Annotated in this window: 20 protein-coding genes and 1 other RNA gene; 11 read left to right on the plus strand and 10 right to left on the minus strand. The window is 68.6% G+C overall.

Going from position 1 to position 16,049, the window contains the following annotated elements:
- Positions 1 to 42 precede the first annotated feature (42 nt).
- Positions 43 to 792, minus strand: a complete 750-nt coding sequence (locus tag ACLNGM_RS18635; protein ID WP_090958364.1) for a YebC/PmpR family DNA-binding transcriptional regulator — start codon at positions 790 to 792, stop codon at positions 43 to 45.
- A 175-nt stretch (positions 793 to 967) separates the two neighbouring features.
- On the opposite strand from ACLNGM_RS18635, the gene ACLNGM_RS18640 reads away from it, so the two are divergent.
- The gene (locus ACLNGM_RS18640; RefSeq protein ID WP_416356082.1) at positions 968 to 1,780 is read left to right on the plus strand and encodes an MBL fold metallo-hydrolase; all 813 of its coding nucleotides are present in this window, start codon (positions 968 to 970) and stop codon (positions 1,778 to 1,780) included.
- Positions 1,781 to 1,783: 3 nt separating this feature from the next.
- Here ACLNGM_RS18640 and ACLNGM_RS18645 read toward each other — a convergent pair whose 3' ends face one another.
- The 3 genes from ACLNGM_RS18645 to ACLNGM_RS18655 all read right to left on the minus strand — a co-directional run bounded on the left by ACLNGM_RS18645 (position 1,784) and on the right by ACLNGM_RS18655 (position 3,520).
- Complete coding sequence (locus tag ACLNGM_RS18645; protein WP_416356083.1) at positions 1,784 to 1,975, minus strand: hypothetical protein; 192 nt, start codon at positions 1,973 to 1,975, stop codon at positions 1,784 to 1,786.
- Between the two features lie 106 nt (positions 1,976 to 2,081).
- Complete coding sequence (locus tag ACLNGM_RS18650) at positions 2,082 to 2,903, minus strand: TIGR00282 family metallophosphoesterase (RefSeq protein ID WP_416356084.1); 822 nt, start codon at positions 2,901 to 2,903, stop codon at positions 2,082 to 2,084.
- The gene (locus ACLNGM_RS18655; RefSeq protein ID WP_416356085.1) at positions 2,900 to 3,520 is read right to left on the minus strand and encodes a glutathione S-transferase family protein; all 621 of its coding nucleotides are present in this window, start codon (positions 3,518 to 3,520) and stop codon (positions 2,900 to 2,902) included. The genes ACLNGM_RS18650 and ACLNGM_RS18655 overlap by 4 nt, the downstream gene beginning before the upstream one ends.
- A 101-nt stretch (positions 3,521 to 3,621) precedes the next feature.
- Here ACLNGM_RS18655 and ACLNGM_RS18660 point away from each other — a divergent pair, with 101 nt between their 5' ends.
- Positions 3,622 to 4,155, plus strand: coding sequence for a CAP domain-containing protein (locus ACLNGM_RS18660; RefSeq protein WP_416356086.1), 534 nt, complete (start codon positions 3,622 to 3,624; stop codon positions 4,153 to 4,155).
- Here the strand turns inward: ACLNGM_RS18660 and ACLNGM_RS18665 are convergent.
- The 4 genes from ACLNGM_RS18665 to ACLNGM_RS18680 all read right to left on the minus strand — a co-directional run bounded on the left by ACLNGM_RS18665 (position 4,106) and on the right by ACLNGM_RS18680 (position 5,646).
- Positions 4,106 to 4,699, minus strand: coding sequence for a 5-formyltetrahydrofolate cyclo-ligase (locus ACLNGM_RS18665; RefSeq protein ID WP_416356087.1), 594 nt, complete (start codon positions 4,697 to 4,699; stop codon positions 4,106 to 4,108). The two genes, ACLNGM_RS18660 and ACLNGM_RS18665, sit on opposite strands and share 50 nt — an antisense overlap.
- A 53-nt stretch (positions 4,700 to 4,752) precedes the next feature.
- Positions 4,753 to 4,911, minus strand: a non-coding RNA gene (ssrS, locus tag ACLNGM_RS18670) — 6S RNA.
- Between the two features lie 59 nt (positions 4,912 to 4,970).
- On the minus strand, positions 4,971 to 5,336 hold the full coding sequence (locus tag ACLNGM_RS18675) for a cell division protein ZapA (protein ID WP_416356088.1): 366 nt from the start codon (positions 5,334 to 5,336) through the stop codon (positions 4,971 to 4,973).
- A 28-nt stretch (positions 5,337 to 5,364) separates the two neighbouring features.
- Positions 5,365 to 5,646, minus strand: coding sequence for a DUF4164 domain-containing protein (locus ACLNGM_RS18680; RefSeq protein WP_294643189.1), 282 nt, complete (start codon positions 5,644 to 5,646; stop codon positions 5,365 to 5,367).
- 416 nt (positions 5,647 to 6,062) lie between these two features.
- Between ACLNGM_RS18680 and gap the strand changes: the two genes are divergently transcribed.
- From gap to ACLNGM_RS18705, 5 genes are all read left to right on the plus strand, one after another.
- Entirely contained in the window at positions 6,063 to 7,076 is a 1,014-nt protein-coding gene (gene gap / locus ACLNGM_RS18685) for a type I glyceraldehyde-3-phosphate dehydrogenase (protein ID WP_090958380.1), read from the plus strand.
- A 9-nt stretch (positions 7,077 to 7,085) separates the two neighbouring features.
- Complete coding sequence (locus tag ACLNGM_RS18690; RefSeq protein ID WP_416356089.1) at positions 7,086 to 7,646, plus strand: putative glycolipid-binding domain-containing protein; 561 nt, start codon at positions 7,086 to 7,088, stop codon at positions 7,644 to 7,646.
- A gap of 40 nt (positions 7,647 to 7,686) precedes the next feature.
- Entirely contained in the window at positions 7,687 to 8,880 is a 1,194-nt protein-coding gene (locus ACLNGM_RS18695) for a phosphoglycerate kinase (RefSeq protein ID WP_416356090.1), read from the plus strand.
- Positions 8,881 to 8,926: 46 nt separating this feature from the next.
- Positions 8,927 to 9,628: an SGNH/GDSL hydrolase family protein gene (locus ACLNGM_RS18700; protein ID WP_416358487.1), complete on the plus strand. Its 702-nt coding sequence runs from the start codon at positions 8,927 to 8,929 to the stop codon at positions 9,626 to 9,628.
- 168 nt (positions 9,629 to 9,796) lie between these two features.
- Positions 9,797 to 11,587, plus strand: a complete 1,791-nt coding sequence (locus ACLNGM_RS18705; protein ID WP_416356091.1) for a glucan ABC transporter ATP-binding protein/ permease — start codon at positions 9,797 to 9,799, stop codon at positions 11,585 to 11,587.
- Between the two features lie 3 nt (positions 11,588 to 11,590).
- On the opposite strand, the gene ACLNGM_RS18710 is transcribed toward ACLNGM_RS18705, so the two are convergent.
- Positions 11,591 to 12,304: a winged helix-turn-helix transcriptional regulator gene (locus ACLNGM_RS18710; protein WP_416356092.1), complete on the minus strand. Its 714-nt coding sequence runs from the start codon at positions 12,302 to 12,304 to the stop codon at positions 11,591 to 11,593.
- An 80-nt stretch (positions 12,305 to 12,384) separates the two neighbouring features.
- Here ACLNGM_RS18710 and ACLNGM_RS18715 point away from each other — a divergent pair, with 80 nt between their 5' ends.
- Together ACLNGM_RS18715 and ACLNGM_RS18720 are read left to right on the plus strand one after the other, a co-directional pair.
- Positions 12,385 to 12,813 (plus strand): VOC family protein, encoded by a 429-nt coding sequence (locus tag ACLNGM_RS18715; protein ID WP_416356093.1) that lies wholly within the window; start codon positions 12,385 to 12,387, stop codon positions 12,811 to 12,813.
- Between the two features lie 28 nt (positions 12,814 to 12,841).
- The gene (locus tag ACLNGM_RS18720; protein ID WP_416356094.1) at positions 12,842 to 13,201 is read left to right on the plus strand and encodes a DUF1428 domain-containing protein; all 360 of its coding nucleotides are present in this window, start codon (positions 12,842 to 12,844) and stop codon (positions 13,199 to 13,201) included.
- A gap of 3 nt (positions 13,202 to 13,204) precedes the next feature.
- On the opposite strand, the gene ACLNGM_RS18725 is transcribed toward ACLNGM_RS18720, so the two are convergent.
- Complete coding sequence (locus ACLNGM_RS18725) at positions 13,205 to 14,236, minus strand: ligase-associated DNA damage response exonuclease (RefSeq protein WP_416356095.1); 1,032 nt, start codon at positions 14,234 to 14,236, stop codon at positions 13,205 to 13,207.
- A 99-nt stretch (positions 14,237 to 14,335) separates the two neighbouring features.
- Between ACLNGM_RS18725 and ACLNGM_RS18730 the strand changes: the two genes are divergently transcribed.
- Both ACLNGM_RS18730 and ACLNGM_RS18735 read left to right on the plus strand, forming a co-directional pair.
- Positions 14,336 to 15,250 carry a class I SAM-dependent DNA methyltransferase gene (locus ACLNGM_RS18730; protein ID WP_416356096.1) on the plus strand — a complete coding sequence of 305 codons (915 nt, stop codon included), beginning with the start codon at positions 14,336 to 14,338 and terminating at the stop codon, positions 15,248 to 15,250.
- 82 nt (positions 15,251 to 15,332) lie between these two features.
- Positions 15,333 to 16,010 carry a YitT family protein gene (locus ACLNGM_RS18735; RefSeq protein WP_416356097.1) on the plus strand — a complete coding sequence of 226 codons (678 nt, stop codon included), beginning with the start codon at positions 15,333 to 15,335 and terminating at the stop codon, positions 16,008 to 16,010.
- The last annotated feature ends 39 nt before the right edge of the window (positions 16,011 to 16,049 follow it).

Genomic DNA, 16,049 nt, shown 5'->3' on the forward strand with positions numbered 1-16,049 from the left:
CCGTGCGCCCCTTTCCAGATCCTGCGTTTCCGATCCCCTGTGTCAGGCGGCCGAGAGCTTGGCCATCGTCTCCTCGTCCACCTCGAAGTTGGCGTAGACGTTCTGCACGTCGTCGTCGTCCTCGAGGTTGGCGATGAGGCGCAGCACGCTCTGCGCCTTCTCCTCGTCGACCGGGGTCGTGGTCTGGGGACGCCAGATGATCTTCACGCTCTCGGCCTCGCCGAGGCTCTTCTCCAGCGCGGCGGCGACATCGTTCATGTCGCCGAAGGCGGTGATGATGCGGTGGCCGTCGTCGTCGCTCTGGACGTCGTCGGCCCCCGCCTCGATCGCGGCCTCCATCACCTTGTCGGCGTCGCCGGCCTTGGCGGAATAGACGATCTCGCCGACGCGATCCCAGAGGAACGACACCGAATTGGTCTCACCGAGCGCACCGCCCGACTTGGTGAAGTAGGAGCGCACGTTGGACGCCGTGCGGTTGCGATTGTCGGTGAGCGCCTCGACGATCACGGCGACGCCGCCGGGCCCATAGCCCTCGTAGCGCACCTCATCGTAGTTCTCGGTGTCGGCGCCCGAGCCCTTCGAGATGGCGCGCTGGATGTTGTCCTTGGGCATGGACTGCGCCTTGGCGTTGTTGATCGCCAGGCGCAGGCGCGGGTTCATGTCTGGGTCAGGCGTGCCGCTCTTCGCCGCGACCGTGATCTCGCGCGCGAGCTTGGAGAACATCTTGGAGCGCACGGCGTCCTGCCGGCCCTTGCGATGCATGATGTTCTTAAATTGGGAATGACCGGCCATCGCGGCACCTGTTCTCTTGTCTGACGGGATCGCTTTGCGGGTTCGTATAAATTCCATGCGGGCCCGCGTCCAGACGACGCGCCGCCCGGCGGATGACGCGAGTGTGACTTGGGCACGGGCCGCAACGGGCGCAGGCTCACCTTCCGATCCCGCACGAACCCACGAGGTCCACGCGATGCGACGGCTGACCCTGACCCTTCTCATCGCCCTTGGGGGCACGGCTCACGCACAGGCGCAGGAGGCACCGGTCAGCACCTGCCTTGCGATCGCCGAGCGCCTGCCGGGCGTGCGCTACGCCTCGCTCGACGCGCCCGAAGGCCCGGTGCGGCTGGCGCAGAACGGGCGGGACGAGGTGACGATCACCTACGTCCACCACGCCACCTACATGATCGAGAGCGCCGACGGCGTGCGCATCGCCACCGACTATTCCGGCTATCACGGCGGCGGAGAGCCGCCCGATGTGGTGACCATGAACAAGGCGCACTCCACCCACTACACCGACTTTCCCGACCCCGGCATCTCGACGGTGCTGCGCGGCTGGAATCCGGAGGGCGGGCCGGCGAAACACGCGGTGACGGTCGGCGACGTCCTGATCCGGAACGTGCCGACCGACATCAACCGCTACGGTACGTTCGAGGCGGACGGGAACTCGATCTTCATCGTCGAGGCGTCGGGCCTGTGCATCGGCCATCTCGGCCATCTCCACCATCAGCTGACGGAGGAGGACTACGCCGCGATCGGACGGCTCGACGTCCTCATGGTGCCGGTGGACGGGTCCTGGACGATGAGCCAGGCGGGTATGGGCGACATCGCCCAGCGGCTCCATTCCTCGGTAGTGCTGCCGATGCATCGCTTCCGCACGCCGATCGAGCGCTTCCTCGCGCAGATCCCGGACTTCGCGGTGGAGCGCCGCGAGGACGCGTCGATCACGCTCTCGGCCCGCAGCCTGCCGCGCCAGCCGACCGTGGTGCTGCTCAGCGGGGTCTGATGCTCAAGCGCGACGGCGGCGATCGCTCGTGGTCGCGCCGCCCCCGCCCGCTTCCTCCTCTTCCAGGATCGCGGCCTCGTCGTCGCGGTCGTCATCGTCGTCGTCGAGCTGCACCTGCGCAGGATTGCGCAAGACGTGCCCATGATGGCGAGCCGGCGGTTGCGGCATCGACGTGACCACGCCGATCAGCGCCATCAGGACGCCGAGGAGATGAAGTCGGATGGTCCGCACACGTTCTGGCCCCCTGCCGCACGCTTTGGATGCCGGGACTTGATCGGTCGATTGCGGCGGTTCTCCGGTCTCACCAGAAATTCGGGACGGAGCCTTCCAGCCGCGGACCGATACGCACCGTGCCGACCTTCTCGGCCAGCCCCGTGCGGTCGGAAATCTCCACCGCCAGCCCGCAGATCGTCGCCGGGCCCGAGGCCGCCTCGAAACGGCCGCGCGGCACCTTGGTGACGAAGCGGTTGATCGGCTCCTCCTTGTCCATGCCGAGCGAGGAGTCGTAGTCGCCGCACATGCCGGCGTCCGACTGGTAGGCGGTGCCCTGCGGCAGGATCTGGTGGTCAGCGGTCGGCACGTGCGTGTGGGTGCCGACGACGACCGAGGCGCGACCGTCGAGGAAATGGCCGAAGCACTGCTTCTCGCTCGTCGCCTCGGCGTGGAAATCGAAGATCACGGCATCGGCCTGCTCGCCGAGCGGGCAGGCGGCGAGAATGTCCTCCGCGGCGCGAAACGGATCGTCGAGTTCGGGATGCATGAAGACCCGACCCATGACGTTGGCGACGAGCACCCGCGCGCCGTTTCGCGCCTCGACGAGGCAGGAGCCGCGGCCGGGCGTGCCCTTCGGGTAGTTGGCGGGGCGCAGGAACCGGTCGTGGCGCGAGGCGAAAGTCAGCGCCTCGCGCTGGTCGAAGGCGTGGTTGCCGGTGGTCACGACATCGGCGCCCGCCGCCACCGTCTCCTCGAAGATGTCCTCGGTGATGCCGAAGCCGCCGGCCGCGTTCTCGCCGTTGACGACGACGAAATCGAGCCGCCAGTCCGCGACGAGGCCCGGCAGCCGGTCGCGCACCGCCACACGCCCGGTCCGTCCTACCATGTCGCCGAGGAACAGGAACCTCATGACGTCAGCGCGTCCTTGGCGGCCTTCAGCTTGGCGAGCGCCTTCGCAACCGCCGGACGCTCGTCGACGCGCCGGACCCAGGCAGCGAGCGCCGGAAACTTTTCATGCGCGTTGAGGTCTTTGAGGCCGCTGCGGGCCCAGGAGACGTTCATCACGTCGGCCACCGAGAACTCGCCCGCGAGGTACTCGACCCCGCCGAGCCGCTTGTCGAGAACGCCGAGGAGCCGGTCGGACTCCTTCTCGAAGCGGCGGATGGCGAACTCGCTGCGCTCGTCCGCATTCTTGAAGTAGTGGATCTGGCCGATCATCGGCCCGGTGCCGCCGGCCTGGAAGAACATCCAGCCAAGCGCTTCGGCCCGCGCCGCACCGGTCGGGGCGAGCAGCCGCCCGGTCTTCTCGGCAAGATGGAGGAGGATCGCGCCGGACTCGAAGACGCGCACGCTGTCGTCGGTCAGCGCGGGGATGCGACCGTTCGGGTTGATCGCAAGAAAGTCCGATTCCTTCTGTTTGCCGGTCGAGATGTCGATCAGGCGCAACGCGTAGTCGAGCCCGAGTTCCTCCAGCATGATCACCGGCTTCTCGCCGTTCGGTGTGGTCCAGGTATAGAGCTCGATCACGCGGCGAATCTCCGACAGCCAAGTTTCGAACGACGTAGCGCGGGCAGGCTCGCGTTGCGAGGGTGGTGGCAGGCAGGACGACCGGACGAATGAAGACGAGCATGAAAACGGCAGCCGCGGTCCTCGCGGCCTCGCTGTTGGCAGGATGCGCCTCGACGGGGATGACCCCGTCCTCGGTCGCCGACCTCCGGATCGACCGCGACCGGGGCCTTGCGGCGGTCAACGCGTTCCGCGCCGAGAACGGCCTGAAGCCGCTGACGGTGGACGAGCGGCTGATGGCCGCCGCCGCCGCACAGAGCGAAGCGATGGCGCGGCGCGACAAGATGGACCATGCGGTCGACGGCGCCCTGCCCGGCCGGGTCGAGCGGGTGGGCTACCGCTGGGGCACGACGGCCGAGAACATCGCCCGCGGCTACAAGGACTACGACGAGGCCATGGTCGGCTGGATCCATTCGCCCGGCCACCGGAAGAACCTCCTCAACCCCAACGTCACGCAGATCGGCTTTGCGGGCGCGCAGGTGCCGGGAAACCCCCGCCCCTATTGGGCGCAGGTCCTCGCCAGCCCGTCGAAGTATCCGGCCAAGCCTAGCGCGGAGAAGCCGTTGCGCTGGGGACCCGAACTCCGCTTTCCGTAAGGACGCGGTCGAGGAAGCGGTCGTGCGGCTCGACCGGCACCTCGGCCACCTCCTGCGCGTCGAGGGCGAGGCCGATGGTGACGAGCCCCGGCTTCACCGCGAGAAGACGGGCGATCGCCCGGTCATAGAAGCCACGCCCGTAACCGATCCGCGCGCCGCGCCGGTCGAAGGCAAGGAGCGGCACGAGAAGGATGTCGGGGGCGAGCATCCGAGCCGCCGCGCCCGGCGCGACGGTGCCGTGCCCCTGCGCGACCAGTTCGCCGTCGCGGAGAAGCTCTCGGAACTCGAGATCGCCATTCACGATCGCGGGCGCGGCGAGACGCAGCCGGCGGTCGGCGAGCGCCATCATCGCCGGGCGTGGATCGATTTCGGAACCGATGGGAAGATAGGCGCCGACGACATCGACCGTCTCGAACAAAGTGTCGCGGGCGACGTGCTCGGCCAGTGCGAAGGCCGCCTCGATCCGTGCGCCCGGCGTCAGCGCCTCGCGCCGGGCGCGGGCCATGCGGCGAAGGTCGGCCTTGGCGGCTGCGATGTCGGACATGGCTTCCTCGGTGCGAAACGCGCGAAGCTGCCCATAGCGAATGGCGGGAGGAGTGGCGAGCCACCTCGGCCGATGAGAAGATCGATCCCGGGAACCTACAGAGTAGGTGGGCGCCGTATGCCCCAGCCCACGGGCCGAGGCAGGAACAGCTCCCTTAGGGATGCGTAAGGCCCCGGGGAATAAGTTATCCCTGTCGAACCGCGCAGCCCGCCGAGACGAGATATAGCACTCCCGTCACGGCCTTTCCATGGCCGCGCGGCGCGCTTTTTCGTCAGCGGCGTCCGCTTTCGAGCTTGGCCGCGATGCGCTCGACGATCTCCGACACGCCGAGAAGATGCTCGGTGAGGCGCGCGTCGCCCGCCCGCGCGCCACCGGCGGCCTGCGCCTCGCGTTCCTGCAGCTCGGTGATCTCGGCATGGGCTGCCGCGAGCTTGCCCTTCGCCTCGTCGAGTTCGTCGGCCACCATCAGGGCGGCCATGACCATCAACCGGAGGTCGCCGATCTCGCCAAAGCTGCCGCGCAGCTGCGAGACGCGGGCGTCGAGCCCGGCGCCGAGACCGAGGAGATGCTCCTCCTCGCCCTCGGCACAGGCCATGCGGTAGGTCTTGCCGTCGATGGTGACTGCGATCTGGGGCATGGGGCTCGGCTTCTTCCTGGAGCGCGCGTCAGGCGCGTCGTTCGGCGAGGACGTCGCGGATGGATTCCATCGCGGTGACGAGGCGGCGCGAGACCTCGCGGTTGGCGGTCTCGAGACGTTGGGCCCGCGTCAGTGCGGTGTCGAGCTCGCTGGCCAGCCGCGAGCGGTCGGCGGTCATCCGCTGCACCTCCTCTTCGACCGACAGAACCACGTGATCGCGCGACATGCGCGCGTCCACCGCGTCCTCGAGCCGTTCGAGGGCCTTCTGCAGGCGAAGCGTCGCCTCGCCGAGCGGACTGGCCGCATCCATCATCCTGCCTCCTTCGAAGGAATCGCACCCGCGCCCCGATCCGCCGGGCACTTCGTTCAAGGCTGTCCTGCTTTATCGCGCCCCCGACCGATTTGAAAAGCGAAAGGCGCGCACGGATCGGCCGCGATTGACAGGCGCTCGGGACCTATGATGTGTGCGGGCCGAACGATGTAGCCTCTTCCCGCGGCCCGAATCCCGGAGGAAAGCGGTCCAGATACCGTGCCGGCATGCCCTCTGCGTCCCGCGCGCCCGCCGCGCCCGGCCTGCCGCCCGTCGTCTCCCGTTTCCCGCGCTGCGGCTGACAATGTCCTGCACCGGCCCTATGTCGGGCCGGGCGAGAAGCATTCGCCGTCCCGATCTTGCGGACGGCACTCGACGGGCCATCCCGGCCTCGCCGCCTGAGGAGAAGAATGACCATGGCAGTCCGCGTCGCCATCAACGGTTTCGGTCGCATCGGGCGCAACGTCCTGCGCGCCATCATCGAGTCCGGCCGTACCGACATCGAGGTGGTCGGCATCAACGATCTCGGCCCGGTTGAGACCAACGCCCACCTGATCCGCTACGATTCGGTCCACGGCCGCTTCCCGGGCGAGGTGAAGGTCTCGGGCGACACGATCGACGTCGGCCGCGGCCCGATCAAGGTCAGCGCCGAGCGCGACCCGAAGAACCTTCCCTGGAAGGAACTCAACGTCGACATCGCGTTCGAGTGCACCGGCATCTTCACCGATCCGGCCAAGGCCTCGGCGCATCTGGAAGCGGGCGCCAAGAAGGTGCTGATCTCCGGCCCGCTGACCAACGCGGCCGACGAGAAGACCGTCGTCTTCGGCGTGAACCACGATACCCTGAAGGCGAGCGACAAGATCGTGTCGAACGCCTCCTGCACCACCAACTGCCTCGCGCCGGTCGCCAAGGTGCTCGACGAAGCCATCGGCATCGAGACCGGCTTCATGACCACGATCCACTCCTACACGGGGGATCAGCCGACGCTCGACACGATGCACAAGGATCTCTACCGGGCGCGTGCCGCCGCCCTGTCGATGATCCCGACCTCGACGGGCGCCGCCAAGGCCCTCGGCCTCGTGCTGCCGCAGCTCAAGGGCAAGCTCGACGGCTCGTCGATCCGCGTGCCGACGCCGAACGTCTCGGTGGTGGACTTCAAGTTCACCGCCAAGCGCGCCACTTCGGTGGAGGAAGTGCAGAACGCCATCCGCGCCGCCGCCGAAGGCCCGCTGAAGGGCATCCTCGGCTACACGCTCGACCCGAACGTGTCGGTGGACTTCAACCACGATCCGCACTCCTCCATCTTCGCGATGGATCAGGTGAAGGTCCTGGGTGGCACCTTCGTGCGCATCCTGTCCTGGTACGACAACGAGTGGGGCTTCTCCAACCGCATGTCGGACACCGCGATCGCCATGCACAACGCCGGCTGATCCCAGCCGATGCCGTTCCGGCCCCTGTCCTCACGCGATGTCCGTTGGGCTCCCGCCGAGGGCGAGGGGCTGGAGCACCTCCATCTTGCGACGACGCCCACCGGCGTCGTCGCTCGCTCCTCACTGATCGGCAGTCGGGGCGACCGGCCCTACGGCGTCTTCTACGAGATCGACCTCGACGCCTCGTGGCACGTGACGCGCTTTTGCATCGAGACCGCGCACGGGCAGCGCCTTGCACTGGCGCAGGCGGCCCCCGGCCGCTGGACGGGCGAGGACGGCACGCACCGCACTGACCTCGACGGCTGCATCGACATCGACCTCGCCGGCACGCCCTTCACCAACACCCTGCCCATCCGCCGCCTCGACGGTCGGCTCGCGGCGCCGACCGAACTGCGCATGGTCTACGTCCCCTTCGACACGTTCGAGCCGCTGGTGGACGAACAGCGCTACGCCGAGCGCTCGCCTGGCCTCTACCGTTACGAGGCGGTCGATGGCGGCTTCACGGCCGAGCTGCCGGTGGACGAGGACGGGCTGGTGATTGACTATCCCACCCTTTTCCGGCGCGCCTGAGCGCGACATCCTCACCCCTTTTCCCGACGGAGCCCCAGCGATGACCCTGTTCAAGACGCTCGACGATGCCGCCCTCCAGGGCAAGCGCGTCCTGGTGCGCGTCGATCTCAACGTCCCGATGAAGGACGGCGTCGTGACCGATACGACGCGTATCGAGCGCATCCTGCCGACCATCCGCGAAATCGCCGAGAAGGGCGGCCGCGCGATCCTTCTCGCCCATTTCGGGCGTCCGAAGGGCAAGGTGGACCCGTCGCAGTCGCTCGGCCCTATCGCGCCGGTTCTCGCCGAAAAGCTCGGCCAGCCCGTCGGCTTCGCCGAGGATTGCGTCGGCCCGGTCGCCGACGGCATCGTCGCCAATATGAAGGACGGTGACGTCCTTCTCCTCGAGAACACCCGCTTCCACGACGGCGAGGAGAAGAACGACGAGACCTTCGTCTCCGGTCTGGCCGCGCTCGGCGACATCTACGTCAACGACGCCTTTTCGGCCGCGCACCGCGCCCACGCCTCGACGGAGGGCCTTGCCCACCACCTGCCGTCCTATGCCGGCCGCACCATGCAGGCCGAGCTCGAGGCTTTGGAGAAGGGTCTCGGCCAGCCCGAGAAGCCGGTGATCGCGATCGTCGGCGGCGCCAAGGTCTCGACCAAGATCGACCTCCTGCAGAACCTCGTCACCAAGGTCGATTGCCTCGTGATCGGCGGCGGCATGGCCAACACGTTCCTGGCCGCCCAGGGCAAGGACGTCGGCAAGTCGCTTTGCGAGCACGATCTCGCCGACACCGCCAAGGCGATTCTCGCGGCCGCGCAGACGAGCGGCTGCACCATCCTGCTGCCCGTCGACGCCGTGGTCGCACGCGAGTTCAAGGCGAACGCCGAGAACGAGACCGTGCCGGTCGATCGCGTGCCGTCCGACGCCATGATCCTCGACGTCGGCCCGGCCTCGGTCGGCGCGATCACCGAGTGGATCGACAAGTCGAAGACGCTGGTCTGGAACGGCCCGCTCGGCGCGTTCGAGCTGCAGCCCTTCGACAAGGCGACGATGGCCGCCGCGCGCCATGCCGCGAGCCGCACCGAGGCCGGCCAGCTCGTCTCGGTCGCCGGCGGCGGCGATACGGTCGCCGCGCTGAATCAGGCCGGCGTGTCCGAGCGGTTCTCGTATGTCTCGACGGCGGGCGGTGCCTTCCTCGAATGGATGGAAGGCAAGCCGCTGCCGGGCGTCGACGCGCTGAAGGCCTGAGGCGTCGGCGGATCGGATCGTGCGTCCCGCCCTCATCTCCTGGCTGATGTTCCCCGTCTATATCTGGCAGGGCATCGGCATCCGGCGCTCGATCGAGCGTATGTTGCCGCCGGCCGGGCCGTTCCATGGAACGGCCGGAGCGTCGGATGACGAGGCGCCGATCCGCCTTCTGGTGCTCGGCGATTCGTCGGCCGCCGGTGTCGGCGTCGACCGAGCGGAGGACGGGCTCGCCGCCCGCCTCGCCGAGCGTCTCCACGCGCTGACGGGCAAGGCCGTGCGCTGGCGCGCGATCGGCTCCAACTCCGCCGTCTCCTCCGACGTGCGCGACTACATCGTGCCGAACGTCGCCCCGGAGGGGTTCACGCACATCCTCCTGTCGATCGGCACCAACGACGTGAAGAACTTCCACACTGCGCGCCGGTTCAAGCGCGGCTTCGGGGGTCTTCTCTATGCCCTGCGCGCCCGCTGGCCGGACGCGCGCATCGTCTGGTCGCCGCCGGTGGACATGCTGCGCGTGCCCGCCCTGCCACGCGGTCTCGCCAAGGTGCTGTCGTTGCGCGAGCGCGTTCTCGCACGCCTCGGTGCACGCCTGTGCCTGGAACGCGGGGTCGTGCCCGCAACCACCCTGCCCCGCGTCGAACCGGCCGGCTTCTCTCGCGACGGCTTCCACGCCTCAGCCGACGGCGCCGCCTACACGGCGGGTCATCTTGCGCCTTATCTCCTGGGCGATCAGATGAAAGCGGCCTGAGCCGCGTCCATCTCGCCGCAAGGCTTGCGTGGAAGTCTCGCGTAGCGCAACAAATCCACACTTCAAGGGGCATCTGCCCCAATTCGGACGGAAAAGCGAAGGAAAGGCGCGCGCCGACTTCATCGCATGCGATCCGACGGCCGGTTCGCGCTCTTGGATGCCTCGCCCATGCCCGCCGCTTCCCAATCCTTCCAAGCTTATGCGCGGGCGATCGCGCTCCTTCGCCCGGAAGCCGGCCGCGTCGCCGGCATCGTCCTTGCCGGCATGGCCGTCGCGGGCATCCAGGTGGCCGAACCGGTCCTCTTCGGCCACGCCGTCAACGCGCTTCTGTCGGGCGGCGATGCGCTCCAGCTCGTGCTCCTCTGGGGCGCGGCGAGCTTCGTCTCGTTCCTGTCGGCGATGACGATCTCGCTGCTCGCCGATCGGCTCATGCACCGGCGGCGGCTGGCCGCCATGGCGACCTTCCTCGAGCATGTCCTGGCGCTGCCGGCCTCGTTCCACTCGCGCTCGCAGTCGGGCGGGCTGATGCGGGTGATGATCTCGGGCGTCGACACCCTGTTCTCGTTCTGGCTGCCTCTGTTCCGCGAGCAGATCGGCAATGTCGTGGCGCTCGCCGTGCTGCTACCGGTCGCCTTCTGGATGAACTGGCGCCTTGCTTCGCTCCTCGGCGTCCTCATCGTCGTCTACACGCTGGTGAACCTTGCTGTTGTGCGCCGCACCTCGGGCGGTCAGGCGCAGGTCGAAGGCCACTTCACCCGCGTCTCGGGCACGGTCGGCGAGCTGTTCGGCAACGTGCCGATGCTCCAGAGCTTCCTCGCCGTGCCGCGCGAGATCGGCTCCGTGCGCTCGGCGCTCGACCGGATCCTCGCCGCGCAATATCCGGTCCTCAACTGGTGGGCGGTGATGGCGGTTCTGACGCGCGGCGCCTCGTCCATCTCGATCGTCTCGATCTTCGCCTACGGTGCGTTCCTCGCCTCGCGCGGGCAGACGAGCGTCGGCGAGATCGTGTCCTTCGTCGGTTTTGCGACGCTCCTGATCGGCCGGCTCGATCAGTTGACCGGCTTCCTGATGGGCCTCTTTTCGCGCGCGCCGATGCTGGTGCAGTTCTTCGCCGTCCTTGGCGAGCGGACCGACGTGGTGGAACGTGCGGACGCGCAGCCGCTGAATGTCACCGAAGGGCGCGTGCGCTTCGAGAACGTCACCTTCCGCTACCCGCGAGGGTCCGGCGCCGTGCGCGGCCTCGACTTCGAGGCACGGCCGGGCGAGACGATCGCGATCGTCGGACCGACGGGCTCGGGCAAATCCACCGCCCTGTCGCTCCTCCAGCGCGCCTACGATCCCGAATGCGGACGCATCACCATCGACGGACAGGACATCCGCGACGTGACGCTGACCTCGCTGCGCGGGTCGATCGGCGTGGTCTTCCAGGAGGCGGGTCTCTTCAGCCGCACCATCCGCGAGAACATCGCGATCGGCCGCCCGGAAGCCACGATGGCCGAGATCGAGGAGGCCGCCCGGCTGTCCGGAGCCGTCGACTTCATCGCCCGCAAGGCGGAAGGCTTCGAGGCAATGGTCGGCGAGCGCGGGCTGGGCCTGTCCGGCGGCGAGCGCCAGCGCCTTGCGATCGCCCGCGCGCTCCTGAAGGACGCGCCGATCCTGATCCTTGACGAGGCGACCTCTGCGCTCGACACGGCGACCGAGACACGCCTCCAGGGCGCACTCGAGCGGCTGCGCAAGGGGCGCACGACCTTCGTGATCGCCCACCGCCTGTCGACCATCCGCTCGGCCGACCGCATCATCGTGCTGGATGGGGGCCACATCGCGGAGACCGGCACGTTCGACGAGCTCGTGGCGCAGGGCGGCATCTTCGCCGGGCTGGCGCGCGACGCCGGCGTCTCGTCGCTGCGCAAGCTGCCCGAGCCGCTGGCGCCGACGGCCTTTCTCGAAGCGGCCGAATAGCCTTCAGCCAGCCGGCCGGGGCGCCTTCTCCGGCAGCGGAAAGAAGGTCGTGAAACGGCGGGCGGTCTCGCGATCGCCCTCCACCGCCAGCACGCCGCCGCCTTCCAGCGCCTCGAGGCTCTGGCCGCCGTAGATCGCGGCGGCGATCACCCGCGGCTCGCCGACGAGGACGGCGTCCGCCTCGTCGATCGGGTGCGAGGCGACGTCGATCGCACCATGCTCCACAACCGCGAGCAGCGTTTCCCGCCCGATCTGGAAACCGATCCGCATCCGGCCGTCACCAGCCGGCGACGGATCGAACATCGTGCGCAACGACAGCATCAGCGACGCCGTCGAGAAGCTAGCCGTCGGATCGTGGAAGGGCGAACGCGAACCCCACCGGCCGACGACGCGGAAGATCGGCTCGGCCTCCATCCCCCAGGGGGTCAGCTCGTACACCTTCGCGCCGGATGGTGGCGGCAGTTCGCGGCGCACGACGATGCCAAGGCTCGCCAGCCATTCCAGCCGCTGCGCGAGGACGTTGGCGCTGATGCCGGGCAGGCCGGCGCGCAGGTCGCTGAACCGGCGCGGGCCCGTGATCAACTCCCGCATGACCAGAAGCGTCCAGCGCTCGCCGACGATCTCCAGGGCATGCGCGGCGGCGCAGGCGTCGCGATAGGACCACCGGTCGTCGACGCCGCCCGGCTGCGGACTTTTGGTTACTACTTCTGACTTCATGGTTGCAATTCATAACCGACGGGTCCACGCTTGTCCAATCGGTGCCGCATCCGGCGGCCCATCGGTACCAGGAGGGGTCCGTGTCGAGACTGATCTTCGTCAATCTTCCCGTTCGCGATCTCGAGCGTTCGATCTCCTTCTACGAGGCGCTCGGCCACGCGAAGAACCCTCAGTTCTCCGACGACACGGCCGCGTGCATCGTCGTCTCCGAGGCGATCCACGTGATGCTGCTGACGCATGAGAAATTCATGCAGTTCTCGCCGCGACCGATCGCCGACGCCAAGGCCGGCGCCCAGGTTCTCCTGTGCCTGTCGGCGTCGAGCCGCGAGGCTGTGGACGCCGAGGTCGGCAAGGCGGTCGAGGCCGGTGGGAAGGCCGATCCGACCCCGACACAGGAATACGGCTTCATGTACGGCCGATCCTACGAGGACCCGGACGGCCATATCTGGGAGGTGATGTGGATGGACCCGGCCGCCGTCGCGAACGGCCCGGAAGCTGCCGCGGCCTGAACGGCGCACAAAGCGAGAGGAGGAACTCATGGCCTATGTCGAAGGATTTCTGGTGCCCGTGCCGGAAGCCAACAAGCAAGCCTATCTGGAACTTGCCACCCGAGCCGCGCCGCTGTTTCGCGAATACGGCGCGCTCGAGGTCGTGGAATGCTGGGGCTCGGACCTGCCGGACGGCAAGGTGACGGACTTCCGCATGGCGGTGAAGGCGGAGGACGGCGAGAACGTCGTCTTCTCCTGGATCGTCTACCCGTCGAAGGCGGTGCGCGACGACGCCGTGCAGAAGGTCTTCACCGATCCGCGGATGCAGATGGACGAGACGGAGATGCCGTTCTCGGGCCAGCGCATGGTCTTCGGCGGTTTCGATGTGATCCTGAAGGACGCGGACTGAGGCTCAGTCGCCCTCGTCCTCGTAGCCGACGAGGTGGAGCGGGCGGGCGCGCACGCCCTTGAGGGCGCACCAGCGCACCAGCGCCTCCTCGCGGCCGTGAGTGACCCAGACCTCTTGCGGCGCGATCTCGGCGATGGTCTCGACGAGTTCGTCCCAGTCGCAGTGATCCGACAGGATCAACGGCAGTTCGACGCCGCGCTGGCGCGCTCGGCCCCGCACGCGCATCCAGCCGGATGCGAAGCACGAGACCGGATCGGGAAAGCGCCGAGCCCACTTGTCGGCGAAGGCCGATGGCGGCCCGACGATGATCGCGCCGGCGAACTCGGCCTTCGCCGCGCCCTCGGCATCCTTGCCGCGCGCGATCGTCGCAGGCCGCAACTCGCCGAGGTCGATCCCCTCCTCCTGGTAGAAGTCGCAGAGCCGCTTCAGCGCGCCGTGAATGTAGATCGGCTCGTCGTAGCCCTCTTCGCGCAGCATGCGGATGACGCGCTGCGCCTTGCCGAGCGCGTAGGCGCCGACGAGATGGGCGCGCTCGGGAAACTGCCGCGTCGAGGCGATCAGCTTGCGCATCTCGCCGCGCGATTCCGGGTGGCGGAAGACCGGCAGCGCGAAGGTCGCCTCGGTGATGAAGACATCGCAGGGAACCGGCTCGAAGGGTTCAGCGGTCGGGTCCTCGCGACGCTTGTAGTCGCCGGACGCGACGATCCGCATCCCGCCCCATTCGACAAGAATCTGGGCCGAGCCGAGTACATGGCCGGCGGGATGGAACGAGACGGTGACGCCGTTGATCTCGATCGGCCGGCCCCAGTCGGCCACCTGCCGCGTCGTGCAGAACTCCTCGCCGTAGCGCAGCGCCATGATCGCAAGGGTCCGACGCGTCGCCAGAACCTTTTCGTTGCCGGGGCGCGCGTGGTCGGCATGGCCGTGGGTGACGAGCGCCCGTTCGACCGGCTTCACCGGGTCGATGTAGAAATCGCCGGGCGGGCAGTAGAGGCCCTTGGGGGTCGGTCGGAGGAGGTCTTCGAAGCGCGCCATCGCCCGGTGAGATAGGGCTCGGCTCCCCGCGCGAAAGCCCTTGCGCAGCAGGGGCCCGCCGCCGCATATGCCGGCGATACCTCTCGGAACCCACAGCCCTTGCGCTCCAGCCTTCACCGATCCGGCGACGACCTCGCCGACCGCCGCGCCGAGTATGCCGAGGCCTATGCCAAGGCGGGGGACACGGCAGCCGCCGCCGACCTGATGGCACAGGCCGTGGAGCGCGCGCCGGACTGGCTGCTCGGGCGGGTCCGCTGGGGTGAGTTCCTGGCGGAAGCCGGCGAGACCGAAGCGGCCAGCGCGGTGTTTCGGCAGGCGCTCGCGCAGAACGAGGCCGATCCCTACGGGATCAGCCTGAAGCTCGCGCGGCTCGGGGCCGAGCCCGTGCCCGACGCGCCCTCGCCCTCCTTCGTCGCCGGGCTCTTCGACCAGTATGCGGACGGGTTCGAGGACGCGCTGGTGCGTCGGCTCGAATACCGCGTGCCCGACCTTCTTTTCGATCTCGTCGCCCGCGCCGCGCCGGGCGCGCGCTTTGCCGCGGCGCTCGACCTCGGCTGCGGCACCGGGCTGATGGGCGAGCGGCTGAAACCTCTCTGCGACCGGCTCGACGGCATCGACCTGTCCGCCGGCATGCTGGAGAAGGCGCGTCGCAAGCGGCTTTACGACACGCTTCTGGAAGGCGACATCCTCGCCGCGCCGCGCTTGGGCGACAGCAGCTACGACCTCGTCACGGCCGCCGACGTCCTCACCTATCTCGGCGACCTCCGGCCGGTCTTCGCCCACGCGGCGAGCCTTCAGGACGCAGGCGGCTGGCTGGCCTTCTCGACCGAGCGCGCCGAGGACGACGCGGGCTTCGTCTTGCGCCCGTCGCTGCGCTACGCGCATTCGGTCGACTATCTCGAGGCCGCGCTGCAGGATGCCGGCTACGCCGTCGTGAACCGGAGCGCCGAAACGCTCCGGCGCGACCGGGGCGAGGCGATCGCGGGGACCCTCATTGTCGCCCGGAAGCGCTGACATGGCACCCATGCGCAGTCAGCGCTGGTCGCCGCGCGGGGGCCGGCTACTCTCCCGGCTTCGACGCGAGCGGAGCGGGTCCATGAGCGCTGCAGAACTCTCCGAAGAGCGCATCGAGCGCGAGACCACGCGCCGCGCCCATCGCTTCGGCTCCTGGGCGTCCACCGCCACGCGCCACAGCCCTTGGGAGGATGCGCTCGGCGTCATCGCGGGCGTGACGCTGACGGCCGTCGGCATCTCGATCCTCGGCTCACTCGGCTTTCTCACCGGCGGCATGGCGGGCCTCGCCTTCGTGGTCCACTACCTCACGGGCTGGAACTTCGGCCTCGTCTTCTTCATCGCCAACCTGCCCTTCTATGCGCTGGCGATCGGCCGAATGGGCCGCGCCTTCACCATAAAGACCGCCTTCGCCGTCGCGCTCCTTTCGGTGATGACGGCCTTCAGCCCCGACGTCCTGCGTTTTGCCTATGTGGACCCGCTGCTCGGCGCCTGCCTCGGCGGGCTGATGCTCGGCTTCGGCCTCCTGGCCCTGTTCCGCCATCGCTCCTCGGCGGGCGGCATCGGCATCCTCGCCGTCTACCTGCAGGATCGGTTCGGCTGGCGCGCGGGCCTGACGCAGCTCTGCGTCGATCTCGTGGTGCTGGTCACGGCCTTTGCGGCCGTCTCGCCCGCCGCCGTCGCCTATTCGGTCCTCGGCGCGCTGGTGCTCAACTTCTTCCTCGCGATCAACCACCGCACCGACCGCTATCTCGCGGTCTGACGCCTTGGCGAAAGCCGATGGGGGCCTTACCTCCCGCAG

Origin of the sequence: Aureimonas phyllosphaerae, assembly GCF_047943035.1 — a bacterium.
Taxonomy (GTDB): domain Bacteria; phylum Pseudomonadota; class Alphaproteobacteria; order Rhizobiales; family Rhizobiaceae; genus Aureimonas; species Aureimonas phyllosphaerae.

Excerpts from the sequence above, each read along its gene's own strand:
- ACLNGM_RS18640 (WP_416356082.1), top strand. The coding sequence starts at position 968 with ATGCGACGGCTGACCCTGACCCTTCTCATCGCCCTTGGGGGCACGGCT.
- ACLNGM_RS18680 (WP_294643189.1), bottom strand. The coding sequence starts at position 5,646 with ATGGATGCGGCCAGTCCGCTCGGCGAGGCGACGCTTCGCCTGCAGAAG.
- ACLNGM_RS18650 (WP_416356084.1), bottom strand. The coding sequence starts at position 2,903 with ATGAGGTTCCTGTTCCTCGGCGACATGGTAGGACGGACCGGGCGTGTG.
- ACLNGM_RS18725 (WP_416356095.1), bottom strand. The coding sequence starts at position 14,236 with ATGGCGCGCTTCGAAGACCTCCTCCGACCGACCCCCAAGGGCCTCTAC.
- ACLNGM_RS18675 (WP_416356088.1), bottom strand. The coding sequence starts at position 5,336 with ATGCCCCAGATCGCAGTCACCATCGACGGCAAGACCTACCGCATGGCC.
- ACLNGM_RS18645 (WP_416356083.1), bottom strand. The coding sequence starts at position 1,975 with ATGGCGCTGATCGGCGTGGTCACGTCGATGCCGCAACCGCCGGCTCGC.
- ACLNGM_RS18700 (WP_416358487.1), top strand. The coding sequence starts at position 8,927 with ATGTTCCCCGTCTATATCTGGCAGGGCATCGGCATCCGGCGCTCGATC.
- ACLNGM_RS18710 (WP_416356092.1), bottom strand. The coding sequence starts at position 12,304 with ATGAAGTCAGAAGTAGTAACCAAAAGTCCGCAGCCGGGCGGCGTCGAC.
- ACLNGM_RS18720 (WP_416356094.1), top strand. The coding sequence starts at position 12,842 with ATGGCCTATGTCGAAGGATTTCTGGTGCCCGTGCCGGAAGCCAACAAG.
- ACLNGM_RS18635 (WP_090958364.1), bottom strand. The coding sequence starts at position 792 with ATGGCCGGTCATTCCCAATTTAAGAACATCATGCATCGCAAGGGCCGG.
- ACLNGM_RS18735 (WP_416356097.1), top strand. The coding sequence starts at position 15,333 with ATGAGCGCTGCAGAACTCTCCGAAGAGCGCATCGAGCGCGAGACCACG.
- ACLNGM_RS18665 (WP_416356087.1), bottom strand. The coding sequence starts at position 4,699 with ATGTCCGACATCGCAGCCGCCAAGGCCGACCTTCGCCGCATGGCCCGC.
- ACLNGM_RS18690 (WP_416356089.1), top strand. The coding sequence starts at position 7,086 with ATGCCGTTCCGGCCCCTGTCCTCACGCGATGTCCGTTGGGCTCCCGCC.
- ACLNGM_RS18705 (WP_416356091.1), top strand. The coding sequence starts at position 9,797 with ATGCCCGCCGCTTCCCAATCCTTCCAAGCTTATGCGCGGGCGATCGCG.
- gap (WP_090958380.1), top strand. The coding sequence starts at position 6,063 with ATGGCAGTCCGCGTCGCCATCAACGGTTTCGGTCGCATCGGGCGCAAC.
- ACLNGM_RS18695 (WP_416356090.1), top strand. The coding sequence starts at position 7,687 with ATGACCCTGTTCAAGACGCTCGACGATGCCGCCCTCCAGGGCAAGCGC.
- ACLNGM_RS18660 (WP_416356086.1), top strand. The coding sequence starts at position 3,622 with ATGAAAACGGCAGCCGCGGTCCTCGCGGCCTCGCTGTTGGCAGGATGC.